Origin of the sequence: Woodsholea maritima DSM 17123 (assembly GCF_000382325.1) — a bacterium.
GTDB classification, from domain to species: domain Bacteria; phylum Pseudomonadota; class Alphaproteobacteria; order Caulobacterales; family Maricaulaceae; genus Woodsholea; species Woodsholea maritima.
The window spans coordinates 1-13249 of sequence record NZ_KB908065.1; the positions used below are offsets into that span (position 1 = coordinate 1).

Genomic DNA, 13249 nt, shown 5'->3' on the forward strand with positions numbered 1-13249 from the left:
ATGGCCAAGGAAAAGTTTGAACGTAACAAACCGCACGTCAACATTGGTACAGTTGGTCACGTTGACCACGGTAAGACGACGTTGACGGCTGCGATCACCAAGTATTTTGGTGAATTCCGCGCCTATGATCAGATTGACGGCGCGCCGGAAGAGAAGGCACGCGGTATCACGATTTCTACGGCTCACGTTGAGTATGAGACGGAAAACCGTCACTATGCGCACGTGGACTGCCCCGGTCACGCTGACTATGTTAAGAACATGATCACCGGTGCGGCGCAGATGGACGGCGGTATCCTGGTTGTGAACGCGGCGGATGGCCCTATGCCACAGACCCGTGAGCACATCCTGCTTGCCCGTCAGGTTGGTGTTCCTGCGCTGGTTGTGTTCTTGAACAAAGTTGACCAGGTTGACGACGAAGAATTGTTGGAATTGGTTGAGATGGAAGTGCGCGAGCTGCTTTCGTCTTACGATTTCCCAGGCGACGATATTCCAATCGTTTCTGGTTCTGCTCTGGCCGCACTTGAGGGCCGTGACGCGAATATCGGTGAAGACAAGATCCGTGAGCTGATGGCGGCTGTGGATGAATATATCCCAACCCCAGAGCGTCCGATCGACCAAGCCTTCTTGATGCCGATCGAGGACGTGTTCTCGATCTCTGGTCGTGGTACGGTTGTAACGGGCCGTATTGAGCGCGGTATCTTGAAGGTCGGTGACGAAGTTGAAATCGTGGGTATCCGCCCAACGACGAAATCAACCTGTACCGGTGTTGAAATGTTCCGCAAGCTTCTTGACCAAGGTCAAGCGGGCGACAATGTTGGCGCACTTCTGCGCGGTGTTGACCGTGAAGGCGTTGAGCGTGGTCAGGTTCTGGCCAAGCCCGGTTCTATCAAGCCACACGCGAAGTTTGAGGCCGAGGCCTACATTCTGACCAAAGAAGAAGGCGGTCGTCACACCCCATTCTTCAATAACTATCGCCCGCAATTCTACTTCCGTACCACCGACGTCACCGGTATCGTGACGTTGAAGGAAGGCACCGAAATGGTGATGCCAGGCGATAACGTGGAAGTAAACGTTGAGCTGATCCAACCCATCGCTATGGAAGAAAAACTGCGCTTCGCGATCCGCGAAGGTGGTCGTACCGTAGGCGCTGGCGTCGTCTCGAAAATCATCGAGTAGGCTCTAGGATAACACATTACGAGCTTGGGGCGGTGCGCCCGTCAAACGTCGCACCGCCCACAAGGCGTTTATACATAAGGAAACGGGACCGGACCGATGGAGAGACAAAACATCCGCATCCGCCTCAAGGCGTTCGACCACCGCGTTTTGGATAATTCCACGCGTGAGATCGTTTCGACGGCGAAGCGCACCGGTGCGAACGTTCGCGGGCCGATCCCGCTGCCGACTCGTACTGAAAAATTTACCGTTCTGCGTGGCCCACACGTTGACAAAAAGTCACGCGAACAGTTTGAAATCCGCACTCATAAGCGGGTTCTTGATATTGTCGATCCCACCCCACAAACAGTTGATGCTTTGATGAAGCTTGACCTGTCTGCTGGTGTGGACGTCGAGATTAAACTAGGGGCGTAAGGCTCATGGCTCAGGCAAATCTGCGCACGGGCGTTATCGCGAAGAAGATGGGTATGACCCGTGTCTTCGGTGATGACGGTGCCCACATTCCTGTTACCGTTCTCCTTTTGGACAACGTACAGGTGGTCGCTCAGCGCACGACCGATACCGATGGCTATGTCGCCCTTCAGTTAGGCGCAGGCAAAGCTAAAGTTAAACGGACTTCAAAGGCTATGCGGGGCCACTTTGCGAAAGCAAGTGTGGAGCCGAAGCGCAAAGTGATTGAATTTCGTGTGGCTGAAGAGAACCTCATCGAAGCTGGGGCTCAAATCACCGCTGACCACTTTGTGGTGGGTCAGAAAGTCGATGCGGCTGGTATCTCAGTCGGTAAAGGCTTTGCCGGTGGTATGAAGCGTTGGAATTTCGGGGGCTTGCGTGCGTCTCACGGCGTATCGATCTCTCACCGTTCCCATGGTTCTACCGGTCAGTGTCAAGATCCGGGCAAAGTCTTCAAAGGTAAGAAGATGGCCGGTCATTTGGGTGCTGAACGTGTAAGCGTACAAAACCTTGAAGTCGTTCGTATCGACGCTGAACGCGGCCTGATCATGGTGCGCGGCGCGGTTCCAGGTTCGAAAGACGGCTGGGTTGAACTGCGCGATGCGGTTAAAGGTCCAAAGTGTGATGAACTGCCTTTCCCAGGCAAATTCGTCAGCTTTGCCGATCTGAACGCTGAACCTGTTGCAGAAGCTGACGTTGCAGCGCCTCAAGAGGCTGCTGTTGAGGCTCCTGAAGCACAAGAAGAAGGGTCTACGACATGAAAATCTCTGTAACGACCCTTGATGCTGGTAAAGCAGGCGATCTGGAGCTCAATGATGCCATCTTCGGTATCGAAGAGATCCGGTCTGACCTTCTGCAGCGCGCGGTTAAGTGGCAATTGTCTCGCCGTCAGGCTGGCACCCACAAAACCAAAGAGCGCGGTGAGATTGCTCGCACCTCTAAGAAATTCGGTCGCCAAAAAGGCGGCGGCGGTGCCCGTCACGGCTCTCGTCGTGCACCGATCTTCGTTGGTGGTGGCGTAGCGCATGGTCCTCGTGTTCGCTCTCATGCAACCGAGCTGCCCAAGAAAGTACGCGCTTTGGCTTTGAAGCACGCTTTGTCATCTAAAGCGGCCTCAAACCTGATCATCCTGGAAGATGCTAATCTGGACGCGCCTAAAACCAAGGCCCTTCTGGAAAAGCTTGGCAAGCTGGGTGTGTCTAACGCGTTGGTGATCGATGGCGAAAGCGTCAACGAGAACTTTGCGAAAGCGGCTGCGAATGTGGGTTCGATCGACGTTCTGCCTGCGCAGGGCTTGAATGTGTATGACGTTCTTCGTCGTGACACTCTGGTTCTGACGAAAGCTGCCGTTGAGAAAATCAATGCGCGCTTTAACCCAGAGGAGGCTGCGTAATGCCGGCTGCTCGTCACTATGACACCATCTTGGCGCCTGTGATCACCGAGAAATCAACTCTGCTCTCTGAAGAGAACAAAGTTGTCTTCAAAGTGCGCCTGGATGCGAACAAAAAAGACATCGCCGAAGCTGTTGAAGAGCTGTTCAAAGTCAAAGTTAAGGCTGTGAACACCCTTCGCACCAAAGGCAAGGTAAAGCGTTTCCGCGGCATCGAAGGACGCCGTAATGACGTGAAAAAAGCGGTTGTGACCTTAGAAGAAGGCCACTCCATTGACGTAAGCACTGGCCTTTAACAGGCTGGCGGAAAGGAAGAGAAATGGCGCTTAAGACATTCAAGCCGACTTCTCCAGGCCGCCGGGCTCTGGTGCTCGTCGACCGCAGCGATTTGCATGCCGGTCGTCCTGAGAAAACCCTCGTAGAGGGTTTGCATAAATCAGGCGGCCGCAACAATACCGGTCGTATCACTTCACGCCGTCGTGGTGGTGGGGCGAAACGTCTGTATCGTGTGGTGGACTTCAAGCGCCGTAAGTTCGACGTTCCAGGTGTAGTCGAGCGTTTAGAATACGATCCAAACCGGACCGCATTCATTGCGCTTGTCAAATACGAAGATGGCGAGTTGGCCTATATCTTGGCTCCTCAGCGTCTGGCAGCAGGTGACACGGTCATCTCTGCAGATCGCGCGGAGATCAAGCCAGGCAATACGATGCCTCTGAAAAACATCCCTGTTGGTACCATCATCCACAATGTGGAGATGAAGCCAGGCAAGGGTGGTCAGATTGCACGTTCTGCAGGGGCTTACGCTCAATTGGTCGGTCGTGACACCGGTTATGCGCAGGTTCGCCTGATGTCGGGTGAGTTGCGTATGATCCACGACACATGCTTGGCCACGATTGGTGCGGTCTCTAACCAAGACCACATGAACATCAATCTGGGTAAAGCTGGTCGTAACCGTTTGTTGGGCAAGCGTCCATCCGTTCGCGGTGTGGCTATGAACCCGGTTGATCACCCGCATGGTGGTGGTGAAGGCCGGACCTCTGGGGGTCGTCACCCTGTGACACCTTGGGGTAAGCCAACCAAAGGGCGTAAAACCCGTAGCAATAAAGCTACTGATAAATTCATCATTCGCTCGCGCCACGAGCGCAAGAAACGCTAAGGGAGCGCGCTGAATGCCCCGTTCTGTCTGGAAAGGTCCGTTCGTCGACGGATACCTCCTGAAGAAAGCCGATGCGGCGTTGAACAACCCGAAGAAACCAGCGATCAAAACCTGGTCTCGTCGTTCAACGATCATGCCGCAATTTGTGGGTCTGACCTTCCAGGTTCACAATGGCAATAAATTTGTTCCGGTTGTCGTGTCTGAAGACATGGTAGGCCACAAGCTGGGTGAATTTGCACCGAGCCGCACCTATTATGGCCACGGTGCCGATAAAAAGGCGAAGAGGAAGTAAGCGATGGGTCAGGCGAAAAACCCCCGCCGCGTCGCGGATAATGAGGCGCGGGCTAAATTGCGGATGATCCGCATCAGCCCACAAAAGCTCAACCTCGTCGCTGCACTCATTCGTGGCAAAAAGGTAGAGCGCGCCCTGAACGATCTGACCTTCTCTCGCAAGCGTATTGCGAAAGACGTCAAGAAAGTTCTGGAATCTGCGATCGCCAATGCTGAGAACAATCATGGTCTGGATATCGACAGCTTGGTCGTATCTGAGGCCTATGTCGGCAAGAATTTGGTCATGAAGCGTTTCCGTGCCCGCGCACGGGGCCGTGGGGCCAAGATCTTGAAGCCGTTCTCTGAGCTTACCATTGTGGTACGCGAAGTCGAGGAGGCCGCATAATGGGTCAGAAGATTAATCCAATCGGTATCCGCGTCGGTATCAACCGGACCTGGGAATCGCGCTGGTATGCTCAAGGCTCTGAATACGCAAAGCTTCTCCATGAAGATCTGCGCGTTCGCGAGTATTTGAAAAAAGAGCTCAAGAACGCGTCTGTGTCGCGTATCATTATCGAACGTCCGCACAAAAAATGTCGCGTGACGATCCACACCGCCCGTCCAGGCGTTGTGATCGGTAAGAAGGGCGCTGACATCGAGAAGCTGCGTCGCAAGTTGACGAAATTCGTCGACGGCGAGGTTTTCTTGAACCTGGTTGAAGTGCGCAAGCCTGAAGTTGATGCGAATTTGGTCGCTGAATCAATCGCTCAACAGCTCGAGCGTCGTGTGGCTTTCCGCCGTGCGATGAAGCGCGCGATGCAATCTGCGATGCGCATGGGTGCGCTTGGCTGTAAGATCATCTGTGGTGGTCGTCTGGGCGGTGCGGAAATTGCACGCTCTGAAAAATACAGCGAAGGCTCTGTACCGCTGCACACGCTGCGCGCCGACATCGATTACGGTGTCGCCGAAGCGTTGACCGCTATGGGCATTATCGGGATCAAAGTCTGGATCTACAAAGGTGAGATCCTCGAGCACGATCCTCACGCCCAAGAGCGTCGCATGCAAGAAACCGGTGAGCAACGGTCCCGTTCGGGCCGTCAAGCTGCCTAAGAGCTGATAGGAGAAGGATATGCTTCAGCCGAAGCGCACCAAATTCCGCAAGGCTCATAAGGGCCGGATTCACGGAAACGCCAAAGGGGGTTACAGCTTGAACTTCGGGTCTTTTGGTCTGAAGGCGCTGGAACCAGAGCGGGTAACCGCTCGTCAAATCGAAGCGACCCGTCGTGCCATTACCCGTCATATGAAACGGGCAGGGCGCGTGTGGATCCGTATCTTCCCAGACCTTCCCGTGTCGAAAAAGCCGACCGAGGTCCGGATGGGTAAAGGTAAGGGTTCACCCGAATATTGGGTAGCTAAAGTTAAGCCGGGTCGCATCATGTTCGAGATCGACGGCGTGTCCCCAGAAGTAGCGCATGAAGCGTTGCGTCTGGGCGCAGCCAAACTGCCGATCAAGACCAAAGTTGTCGCCCGTATCGGTGAATAGGAGCATCTGATGAAAGTCGATGAGGTTCGCGCACTAAGCGATGACCAGCTTTTGGAAGAGCTCCTGAAGCTGAAAAAAGAACAATTTAACCTGCGGTTCCAGCAGGCCACTGGCCAGCTTGAGAACACCGCGCGTTTTCACGCCGTTCGCCGTGCGATTGCACGGGTAAAAACGGTTCAGCGCCAACGCGTGCTGCAAAGTCAAGGGAGCTAACGATGCCGAAGCGTATCCTGCAAGGCGTCGTGGTGAGCGACAAGCAAGAGAAAACCGTTGTAGTCAAGGTCGAGCGGACCTTCCTGCACCCCTTGCTTCGCAAAACCGTACGTCGGTCAAAGAAGTATCACGCCCATGATGAGGCGGGATCTGTTAAGCTGGGTGATCGTGTGAACATTCGTGAATGTGCACCGAAATCCAAATTGAAGCGGTGGGAAGTCGTTACTGACTAATCATAGTCTAACGCTTTCCGTATTTTACGGAGGATCACAATGATCCAGATGCAAACTAATCTGGACGTGGCTGACAACTCTGGGGCCCGCCGCGTTCAATGCATCAAGGTTCTTGGCGGGGCGAAGCGTCGCTACGCCAATGTGGGCGACATCATCGTCGTCTCTGTTAAAGAAGCCAGCCCGAAAGGTCGGGTGAAGAAGGGTGATGTTCGCCGCGCTGTTGTCGTTCGCACAGCCAGCAACATCCGCCGCCGTGATGGCAGCGTGATCCGCTTCGACACCAATGCGGCCGTTCTGGTCAACAACAACAATGAGCCGATTGGCACCCGTATCTTTGGCCCCGTGCCACGTGAGCTGCGCGCAGCCTCACACATGAAGATCGTGTCTTTGGCTCCGGAGGTTTTGTAAGTCATGGCTGCAAAGATCAAGAAGGGTGACAAGGTCACCGTGCTGGTCGGCCGTGATAAGGGCAAGACCGGTGAAGTTGTAAAAGTTATCCCGGCTGAGAACCGTGTGGTTGTCTCTGGCGTGAACATTGTTAAACGCCACCAGAAACCCACCCAGTTCAATGCGGGGGGTATTGAAGAAAAAGAAGCTGCGATCCACGTTTCAAACGTGGCTTTGGTTGATCCAAAGTCCGGTGAAGCGACGCGCGTTGGCTTCAAAACCTTGGATGACGGCCGCAAAGTTCGCTTTGCTAAGAAATCCGGTGAGGTCATCGATGGCTGATACTGAACACTACCAACCTCGCTTGAAGACGCGCTACCGCGAAGAAATTCGTGCGCGTATGCAAGAGAAATTCAACTACGCCAACGAAATGATGATCCCGCGCTTGGATAAAGTCGTGATCAACATGGGTGTAGGTGAGGCGGCACAGGATTCTAAAAAGATCCGTGGCGCTTTGGCGGACCTGGAAGTTATTGCCGGTCAAAAACCTGTCGCAACGGCAGCAAAGAAGTCCATCGCAGGCTTCAAACTGCGCGAAGGTCAGATCATCGGGGCGAAAGTAACGCTTCGTAAAGACCGTATGTATGAATTTCTTGACCGTCTTGTGACGATTGCTCTGCCACGACTGCGTGACTTTCGTGGATTAAATGGTAAGAGCTTCGATGGTCGTGGGAATTATGCGATGGGTTTGAAAGAGCATATCGTGTTCCCAGAGATCGATTATGATAAAGTTGAGAAGGTTCGCGGTATGGACATCATCGTCTGCACCACGGCCCAGACCAATGAAGAAGCGAAGGCCCTGCTGGCTGAGTTCGATTTTCCGTTCTCGAACTGACGCAGCAGGAAAGTAGACCCATGGTGGGTCTGCACCGCAGGAGTAGGATGAATGGCTAAAAAAAGCGCTGTTGCGCGAAATCGCCGCGTTCAACGCCTGGCTAAGCAATACTTGGCTAAGCGTGAAGCGTTGAAAGCGATTGCTAGAGATACCGAAAAGCCCGTTGAAGAGCGCTTTGCCGCTCAGTTGAAGCTTGCCGCTTTGCCGCGCAATTCAGCACCAACGCGCATTCGCAACCGTTGTGAGATCAGCGGTCGCCCACGGGGTTTCTATCGTAAACTCAATATGTCTCGTATCGCCTTGCGCGACTATGCCAGCCACGGGTTGATCCCTGGCATGGTCAAGTCTAGCTGGTAAGAGGAGGTCTATCCATGGCTGTAAACGATCCTCTCGGTGATATGCTGACCCGTATCCGCAACGCTCTGATGCGTAATCGCTCGAGCGTGAGCACCCCAGCATCTCGCTTGCGCGAGCGCGTGTTGAACGTGTTGTTGGAAGAAGGCTATATTCGGGGCTTCACGGAAAGCAACGATGAGCGCGGCTTCCGCCAGTTCGACATTGAGCTGAAATATTTCGAAGGTGAACCTGTGATTTCTGAGATCAAGCGGATCTCGAAACCCGGTCGCCGTGTGTATCACAAGGTCAAAGATTTGCCGCTGGTCCAGAACGGTCTGGGCATCGCGATCCTGTCAACGCCTCGCGGCGTGATGTCAGACGCGGCGGCGCGCGCCAACAATGTTGGCGGTGAAATTCTTTGTCACGTCAGCTAAGGGAGTAGGGCATGTCTCGTATCGGCAAACTGCCTGTTGAAGTTCCCGCTGGTGTTGACGCCAAATTGGCCGATGGCACTTTGACGGTTAAAGGTCCTAAGGGCACTTTATCGCTGGCTTTCGTCAGCGATGTTGATGCCAAGATTGAGGACAATGCGGTCACCGTGACCCCCCGTGACGAGACCAAAAAGGCTCGTGCAATGTGGGGTATGCAGCGCGCACTCGTTGCCAATCTGATGACCGGTGTCACCACGGGCTTTACCAAGACCTTGGAACTCGTCGGCGTCGGTTACCGCGCACAAATGCAAGGCAATACGTTGAAATTGGCTCTGGGTTTCTCCCATGATGTCGAATTCGCTGCGCCTGAAGGCATCACCATCACAACGCCTAAACCCACCGAGATCATCATTCAAGGTGCGGACAAACAGGCTGTTGGTGAAGTTGCCGCGGTGATCCGTCGCTATCGTCCGCCAGAGCCTTACAAAGGCAAAGGTGTTAAATACGCCGGTGAGTATATCCGTCGTAAAGAAGGTAAGAAGAAGTAAGGGCTTAGGCGATGGCATTGACATCAAAAGAAAAGCTACGCCGCCGCGCACAGCGCAACCGCGCACGGTTGGTGAAGCTTGCGAATGGTCGCCCGCGCTTGTCGGTCTTCCGTTCTTCAAAACACATCTACGCTCAAATTATCGACGATTTGAGCGGCAAGACCTTGGCGGCCGCCTCTACGCTTGAAAAAGACGTATTGGGCGATAACCCCACCGGTGCTACCGCTGATCTGGCGAAAGCCGTTGGCGAGCTTGTTGCAAAGCGTGCGCTGGAGCAGGGCTTGAAAGACGTCGTGTTCGATCGCGGCGGTTATATTTACCATGGGCGTATCAAAGCGCTCGCCGATGCCGCCCGTGAAGGCGGTCTTAACTTCTAAAGGGGCGACGTATGGCTCGAGAAAACGACCGCGGTCGCGACCGCAAGCGCGGTAAGGAAGAGGAAGTCGATAACGAGTTTATCGACAAGCTCGTCCACATCAACCGCGTAGCTAAGACCGTTAAGGGTGGCCGGAACTTCCAGTTCGCTGCTCTGGCTGTTGTAGGGGACCAAAAGGGACGCGTTGGCTTCGGTCAAGGTAAAGCCCGTGAGGTGCCTGAAGCGATCCGTAAAGCTACGGAAGAAGCGAAAAAGACTTTGATGCGTGTGCCTCTGCGTGAAGGGCGTACCCTTCACCATGATGCTCATGGGCGTTGGGGTGCAGGTAAGGTGATCCTTCGTGCTGCCCCTCCAGGGACCGGGGTTATCGCCGGTGGTCCTATGCGTGCGGTGTTGGAATCTTTGGGTGTTCAAGATGTGGTTGCGAAATCAACCGGGTCTTCTAACCCATACAACATGATCCGTGCGACGTTTGAAGCGCTGAAAGGTCAAAAGAGCCCACGCACTGTTGCTGCGAAGCGCGGTTTGAAAGTGGGTGACATTGTGGCGCGCCGCAATGATGGCGCGTCCGCACCTGAAGCGATTGAAGGCTAAGGAGAGGCAATCATGGCTGACACAAAAACGGTCAAGGTTCGCCAAACTGGCAGCCCTATTCGTCGTCCTAAAGACCAACTTGCGACCCTTAAGGGTCTTGGCCTAGGCCGCATCGGTCGTGAGCGTGAGCTGGAGGATACTCCAGCTGTACGTGGCATGATCGCAAAAGTGGCTCACATGGTTGAGATCGTTGAGGAGCGCGGCTAACGCCGCTCGTTAAGGGAGATCCCAATGCGCCTCAATGAATTGAGCGATAATGACGGTGCGGTCAAAAAACGTCACCGTGTGGGCCGAGGTATCGGCTCTGGTAAAGGCAAAACTGGCGGACGCGGCGTAAAAGGCCAAAAGTCTCGCTCAGGTGTTGCGATCAAAGGCTTCGAAGGCGGTCAAATGCCCCTTCACATGCGTCTGCCTAAGCGTGGCTTTAACAAGCCCAACCGCTTGGCCTTCGCTGAAGTCACTCTGGCCCGTCTGCAAGCCGCGATTGATGCTGGCAAGCTGGACGCGGCCAATGGCGTCACTGAAGACGCGCTGGTTGCTGCGGGCCTGGTGCGCCGCAAAAAAGACGGTATCCGTCTGATTGCAACCGGTGAATTGTCTGCCAAGGTTGCTCTGGAAGTAACCGGGGCATCGAAAGCTGCTGTTGCAGCGGTCGAAAAAGCAGGTGGCACTGTCACCTTGCCTGCCAAAGCGGATGCGGAATAAGGTACAGCTCCCTATATGGGAGCTGTTTACCGTCTTATTTTAAGTCTGCATACCGTTAGAGAGTGATTGCGTCATGGCGTCTGCCGCCGAACAACTTGCCCAAAACATGAATTTTGGTTCCTTCGCGCAAGCCAAGGAATTGCAAAAGCGTATTCTGTTCACGATTGGTGTTCTGATCGTCTACCGGATCGGGACCTATATCCCGATGCCGGGCGTGGATACCAATGCTTATGCATCGTTCTTCCAAAACCAGCAAAGTGGTATTTTGGGAATGGTGAGCATGTTGTCAGGCGGCGCTGTCGCGCGTATGGCGATCTTCGCCCTCAGTATTATGCCTTACATTTCTGCCTCGATCATTATGCAGCTGATGACGGCCGTGGTGCCGAGCATGGAGCGCTTGAAGAAAGAGGGCGGGGAAGCCGGGCGTAAGCAAATTAACCAATATTCTCGCTATCTCACCGTACTGCTCGCCACGGTTCAGGCCTTTGCCATTGCGATTGGCATGGAAAATCCCGATCCGACCACTGGCGCGACGATTGCGATTGATCCCGGTTGGTTCTTCCGTATCACGACTGTTGTGACTTTGGTCGGTGGTACAATGTTTATTCTGTGGTTGGGTGAGCAAATTACCGCGCGCGGCGTGGGTAATGGGGTCTCCTTGATCATCTTTGCGGGTATTGTTGCTGAACTGCCGCGCGCGCTGATCCAAACCTTGGAGCAGGGGCGCACGGGGGCCATGCCTGCGGGTCTTTTGATCTTCATGATTGCCCTGATCGTTGGCGTCTTGCTGTTTGTGGTCTTTATGGAGCGCTCGCAGCGTCGGCTTTTGATCCAGTATCCTAAGCGCCAAATGGGCAATCGCATGATGGGGGGCGAATCGAGCTTCCTGCCGTTGAAGCTGAATACGGCCGGTGTGATCCCTGCGATCTTTGCCTCTTCACTTCTGCTGTTGCCGTCCACGATTGCGGGCTTCTCTGCCCAGTCAGGCGCAGAATGGCTGCGCACTGTGGCGGCCCTTCTCGGCCCTGGTCAACCGCTTTTCTTAGGCTTTTACGCTTTCTTGATCATCTTCTTCTCGTTCTTCTACACCTCTGTGGTCTTCAATCCGGAAGACACGGCGGACAATTTGAAGAAACATGGCGGCTTCATGCCGGGTATTCGCCCCGGTAAGCGCACGGCCGAGTATCTTGATTATGTGCTGACCCGTTTGACGGTTCTGGGCGCGGGCTATCTGACCATTGTCTGCTTACTGCCTGAAGCGCTGCGCGCCTATTCAGCCATTCCATTTTATATTGGCGGTACGTCCATTCTGATTGTAGTCTCGGTCACCTTGGATACTGTTCAACAAATTCAATCCCACCTGTTGGCCCATCAGTATGAGGGCCTGATCAAGAAAACAAAAATGAGGGGACGGCGTCGATGAACATTGTTTTGTTCGGTCCGCCGGGTGCAGGGAAGGGAACCCAGGCCAAGCGTTTGGTACAAGAGCGCAATTGGGTTCAGCTTTCGACCGGAGACATGCTGCGTGAAGCCCGTCAAGCGGGTACACCCTTAGGCCAGAAGGTCGCTGACATCATGGACAGCGGAAATCTGGTCTCTGACGAGATTGTTATCGCTTTGATCCTGGAACGCTTGGAGGAAGCGGAAAAAGCGGGCGGCGCCATTTTTGATGGCTTCCCCCGTACTGTGGCCCAGGCTGAAGCGCTAGATGACCTGCTTCGCTCGCGGGGCGCACAGATTGACAGAGTTGTCCGCCTGGTGGTGGATGAAAACGCGCTGGTCCAACGTATGGAAAAGCGCGCGAAAGAAGAAGGCCGCGCCGATGATACGGTTGAGGCTTTTAAAACGCGTCTTGAAACCTACGCCAATCAAACCGCGCCACTGATTCCTTACTACGAAGGTCAGGGCAAATTGGCAGATGTAGATGGCATGGGCACGGTAGAATCCGTCGCTGAGGCTATTTCTGAGGTTTTAGACCGCGAATAACCCGCCGTGAGGTGTTAAAAAACACCCCACAACTGAAACTCCAGCGCATTGAGCTATTGACCTAGCCGACGCGCTGCATATAAGTAGCGCCCTTCGCGAAAAATAGGGCCACATCGAATTTCGCTGGTGACCAGCGGTTTCGGTGAGTGTGGTTCGATTTTTCGCTTGTTGCGTTTTGGATTGAGGAGAGCGTCGTGGCCCGTATCGCCGGCGTCAATATTCCGACGAATAAGCGCGTTTTGATCGCGCTTCGCTACATTCACGGCATTGGTCCGGCCAAGGCGCGTGAAATCTGCGAAAAAGTAGGTATTGCTGAGGAGCGCCGTGTGCACGACCTCAGCGATGCCGAGATTTTACAAATCCGCGAAACCATCGATGCGGGTTACACGGTTGAGGGCGATCTTCGTCGTTCAACGGCTGTTAACATCAAGCGTCTGATGGATCTTGGTTGCTATCGTGGTCTGCGTCACCGCCGGGGTCTTCCTGTGCGCGGTCAGCGTACGCACACGAATGCGCGTACCCGTAAGGGTCCAGCTAAGCCCATCGCTGGCAAGAAGAAGTAA

At 54.3% G+C, this 13249-nt stretch carries 25 protein-coding genes; all 25 read left to right on the plus strand.

Going from position 1 to position 13249, the window contains the following annotated elements; genetic code table 11:
* Positions 1-1176, plus strand: coding sequence for an elongation factor Tu (tuf, locus tag H151_RS0114385; RefSeq protein ID WP_019961578.1), 1176 nt, complete (start codon positions 1-3; stop codon positions 1174-1176).
* 96 nt (positions 1177-1272) lie between these two features.
* Complete coding sequence (rpsJ, locus tag H151_RS0114390; RefSeq protein WP_019962363.1) at positions 1273-1587, plus strand: 30S ribosomal protein S10; 315 nt, start codon at positions 1273-1275, stop codon at positions 1585-1587.
* A 5-nt stretch (positions 1588-1592) separates the two neighbouring features.
* Positions 1593-2384, plus strand: a complete 792-nt coding sequence (gene rplC, locus H151_RS0114395) for a 50S ribosomal protein L3 (protein WP_019962364.1) — start codon at positions 1593-1595, stop codon at positions 2382-2384.
* A complete protein-coding gene (rplD, locus tag H151_RS0114400) occupies positions 2381-3016 on the plus strand; it encodes a 50S ribosomal protein L4 (RefSeq protein WP_019962365.1) in 636 nt (211 codons plus the stop codon). The genes rplC and rplD overlap by 4 nt, the downstream gene beginning before the upstream one ends.
* Positions 3016-3309 carry a 50S ribosomal protein L23 gene (locus tag H151_RS0114405; RefSeq protein WP_019962366.1) on the plus strand — a complete coding sequence of 98 codons (294 nt, stop codon included), beginning with the start codon at positions 3016-3018 and terminating at the stop codon, positions 3307-3309. The genes rplD and H151_RS0114405 overlap by 1 nt, the downstream gene beginning before the upstream one ends.
* Before the next feature lie 23 nt (positions 3310-3332).
* A complete protein-coding gene (gene rplB, locus H151_RS0114410) occupies positions 3333-4169 on the plus strand; it encodes a 50S ribosomal protein L2 (RefSeq protein WP_019962367.1) in 837 nt (278 codons plus the stop codon).
* A 13-nt stretch (positions 4170-4182) separates the two neighbouring features.
* Positions 4183-4461, plus strand: coding sequence for a 30S ribosomal protein S19 (rpsS, locus tag H151_RS0114415; RefSeq protein ID WP_019962368.1), 279 nt, complete (start codon positions 4183-4185; stop codon positions 4459-4461).
* Positions 4462-4464: 3 nt separating this feature from the next.
* Entirely contained in the window at positions 4465-4845 is a 381-nt protein-coding gene (gene rplV / locus H151_RS0114420; protein ID WP_019962369.1) for a 50S ribosomal protein L22, read from the plus strand.
* Positions 4845-5549 (plus strand): 30S ribosomal protein S3, encoded by a 705-nt coding sequence (gene rpsC, locus H151_RS0114425; protein WP_019962370.1) that lies wholly within the window; start codon positions 4845-4847, stop codon positions 5547-5549. Before rplV ends, rpsC begins: the two co-directional genes overlap by 1 nt.
* A gap of 19 nt (positions 5550-5568) precedes the next feature.
* Positions 5569-5982 (plus strand): 50S ribosomal protein L16, encoded by a 414-nt coding sequence (gene rplP, locus H151_RS0114430; RefSeq protein ID WP_019962371.1) that lies wholly within the window; start codon positions 5569-5571, stop codon positions 5980-5982.
* A 9-nt stretch (positions 5983-5991) separates the two neighbouring features.
* Positions 5992-6195: a 50S ribosomal protein L29 gene (rpmC, locus tag H151_RS0114435; RefSeq protein ID WP_019962372.1), complete on the plus strand. Its 204-nt coding sequence runs from the start codon at positions 5992-5994 to the stop codon at positions 6193-6195.
* A gap of 2 nt (positions 6196-6197) precedes the next feature.
* The gene (gene rpsQ / locus H151_RS0114440) at positions 6198-6428 is read left to right on the plus strand and encodes a 30S ribosomal protein S17 (RefSeq protein ID WP_019962373.1); all 231 of its coding nucleotides are present in this window, start codon (positions 6198-6200) and stop codon (positions 6426-6428) included.
* Between the two features lie 39 nt (positions 6429-6467).
* Complete coding sequence (rplN, locus tag H151_RS0114445) at positions 6468-6836, plus strand: 50S ribosomal protein L14 (RefSeq protein ID WP_019962374.1); 369 nt, start codon at positions 6468-6470, stop codon at positions 6834-6836.
* 3 nt (positions 6837-6839) lie between these two features.
* Entirely contained in the window at positions 6840-7157 is a 318-nt protein-coding gene (gene rplX / locus H151_RS0114450) for a 50S ribosomal protein L24 (RefSeq protein WP_019962375.1), read from the plus strand.
* Positions 7150-7710, plus strand: a complete 561-nt coding sequence (gene rplE / locus H151_RS0114455; RefSeq protein WP_019962376.1) for a 50S ribosomal protein L5 — start codon at positions 7150-7152, stop codon at positions 7708-7710. The genes rplX and rplE overlap by 8 nt, the downstream gene beginning before the upstream one ends.
* Before the next feature lie 51 nt (positions 7711-7761).
* A complete protein-coding gene (gene rpsN / locus H151_RS0114460) occupies positions 7762-8067 on the plus strand; it encodes a 30S ribosomal protein S14 (protein WP_019962377.1) in 306 nt (101 codons plus the stop codon).
* 14 nt (positions 8068-8081) lie between these two features.
* Positions 8082-8480, plus strand: coding sequence for a 30S ribosomal protein S8 (rpsH, locus tag H151_RS0114465; protein WP_019962378.1), 399 nt, complete (start codon positions 8082-8084; stop codon positions 8478-8480).
* An 11-nt stretch (positions 8481-8491) separates the two neighbouring features.
* Positions 8492-9025, plus strand: a complete 534-nt coding sequence (gene rplF, locus H151_RS0114470) for a 50S ribosomal protein L6 (protein ID WP_019962379.1) — start codon at positions 8492-8494, stop codon at positions 9023-9025.
* A gap of 11 nt (positions 9026-9036) precedes the next feature.
* Entirely contained in the window at positions 9037-9402 is a 366-nt protein-coding gene (rplR, locus tag H151_RS0114475; RefSeq protein ID WP_019962380.1) for a 50S ribosomal protein L18, read from the plus strand.
* Between the two features lie 11 nt (positions 9403-9413).
* Complete coding sequence (rpsE, locus tag H151_RS0114480; RefSeq protein ID WP_019962381.1) at positions 9414-9995, plus strand: 30S ribosomal protein S5; 582 nt, start codon at positions 9414-9416, stop codon at positions 9993-9995.
* A 12-nt stretch (positions 9996-10007) separates the two neighbouring features.
* The gene (gene rpmD / locus H151_RS0114485; protein WP_019962382.1) at positions 10008-10202 is read left to right on the plus strand and encodes a 50S ribosomal protein L30; all 195 of its coding nucleotides are present in this window, start codon (positions 10008-10010) and stop codon (positions 10200-10202) included.
* Positions 10203-10226: 24 nt separating this feature from the next.
* Entirely contained in the window at positions 10227-10700 is a 474-nt protein-coding gene (rplO, locus tag H151_RS0114490; protein WP_019962383.1) for a 50S ribosomal protein L15, read from the plus strand.
* A 73-nt stretch (positions 10701-10773) separates the two neighbouring features.
* Entirely contained in the window at positions 10774-12123 is a 1350-nt protein-coding gene (gene secY / locus H151_RS0114495; protein ID WP_019962384.1) for a preprotein translocase subunit SecY, read from the plus strand.
* Positions 12120-12686, plus strand: a complete 567-nt coding sequence (locus tag H151_RS0114500; RefSeq protein WP_019962385.1) for an adenylate kinase — start codon at positions 12120-12122, stop codon at positions 12684-12686. The genes secY and H151_RS0114500 overlap by 4 nt, the downstream gene beginning before the upstream one ends.
* Before the next feature lie 194 nt (positions 12687-12880).
* Positions 12881-13249: a 30S ribosomal protein S13 gene (gene rpsM, locus H151_RS0114505; protein ID WP_026354040.1), complete on the plus strand. Its 369-nt coding sequence runs from the start codon at positions 12881-12883 to the stop codon at positions 13247-13249.

Coding starts and splice junctions, on each gene's coding strand:
- rpsN (WP_019962377.1), top strand. CDS start 7,762: ATGGCTAAAAAAAGCGCTGTTGCGCGAAATCGCCGCGTTCAACGCCTG.
- rpsS (WP_019962368.1), top strand. CDS start 4,183: ATGCCCCGTTCTGTCTGGAAAGGTCCGTTCGTCGACGGATACCTCCTG.
- rplR (WP_019962380.1), top strand. CDS start 9,037: ATGGCATTGACATCAAAAGAAAAGCTACGCCGCCGCGCACAGCGCAAC.
- rplP (WP_019962371.1), top strand. CDS start 5,569: ATGCTTCAGCCGAAGCGCACCAAATTCCGCAAGGCTCATAAGGGCCGG.
- rplX (WP_019962375.1), top strand. CDS start 6,840: ATGGCTGCAAAGATCAAGAAGGGTGACAAGGTCACCGTGCTGGTCGGC.
- rplV (WP_019962369.1), top strand. CDS start 4,465: ATGGGTCAGGCGAAAAACCCCCGCCGCGTCGCGGATAATGAGGCGCGG.
- H151_RS0114405 (WP_019962366.1), top strand. CDS start 3,016: ATGCCGGCTGCTCGTCACTATGACACCATCTTGGCGCCTGTGATCACC.
- rplN (WP_019962374.1), top strand. CDS start 6,468: ATGATCCAGATGCAAACTAATCTGGACGTGGCTGACAACTCTGGGGCC.
- rplD (WP_019962365.1), top strand. CDS start 2,381: ATGAAAATCTCTGTAACGACCCTTGATGCTGGTAAAGCAGGCGATCTG.
- rpmD (WP_019962382.1), top strand. CDS start 10,008: ATGGCTGACACAAAAACGGTCAAGGTTCGCCAAACTGGCAGCCCTATT.
- rpsQ (WP_019962373.1), top strand. CDS start 6,198: ATGCCGAAGCGTATCCTGCAAGGCGTCGTGGTGAGCGACAAGCAAGAG.
- rpsJ (WP_019962363.1), top strand. CDS start 1,273: ATGGAGAGACAAAACATCCGCATCCGCCTCAAGGCGTTCGACCACCGC.
- rplO (WP_019962383.1), top strand. CDS start 10,227: ATGCGCCTCAATGAATTGAGCGATAATGACGGTGCGGTCAAAAAACGT.
- tuf (WP_019961578.1), top strand. CDS start 1: ATGGCCAAGGAAAAGTTTGAACGTAACAAACCGCACGTCAACATTGGT.
- rplC (WP_019962364.1), top strand. CDS start 1,593: ATGGCTCAGGCAAATCTGCGCACGGGCGTTATCGCGAAGAAGATGGGT.
- rplE (WP_019962376.1), top strand. CDS start 7,150: ATGGCTGATACTGAACACTACCAACCTCGCTTGAAGACGCGCTACCGC.
- rpsC (WP_019962370.1), top strand. CDS start 4,845: ATGGGTCAGAAGATTAATCCAATCGGTATCCGCGTCGGTATCAACCGG.
- secY (WP_019962384.1), top strand. CDS start 10,774: ATGGCGTCTGCCGCCGAACAACTTGCCCAAAACATGAATTTTGGTTCC.
- rpsH (WP_019962378.1), top strand. CDS start 8,082: ATGGCTGTAAACGATCCTCTCGGTGATATGCTGACCCGTATCCGCAAC.
- H151_RS0114500 (WP_019962385.1), top strand. CDS start 12,120: ATGAACATTGTTTTGTTCGGTCCGCCGGGTGCAGGGAAGGGAACCCAG.
- rplB (WP_019962367.1), top strand. CDS start 3,333: ATGGCGCTTAAGACATTCAAGCCGACTTCTCCAGGCCGCCGGGCTCTG.
- rplF (WP_019962379.1), top strand. CDS start 8,492: ATGTCTCGTATCGGCAAACTGCCTGTTGAAGTTCCCGCTGGTGTTGAC.
- rpsE (WP_019962381.1), top strand. CDS start 9,414: ATGGCTCGAGAAAACGACCGCGGTCGCGACCGCAAGCGCGGTAAGGAA.
- rpmC (WP_019962372.1), top strand. CDS start 5,992: ATGAAAGTCGATGAGGTTCGCGCACTAAGCGATGACCAGCTTTTGGAA.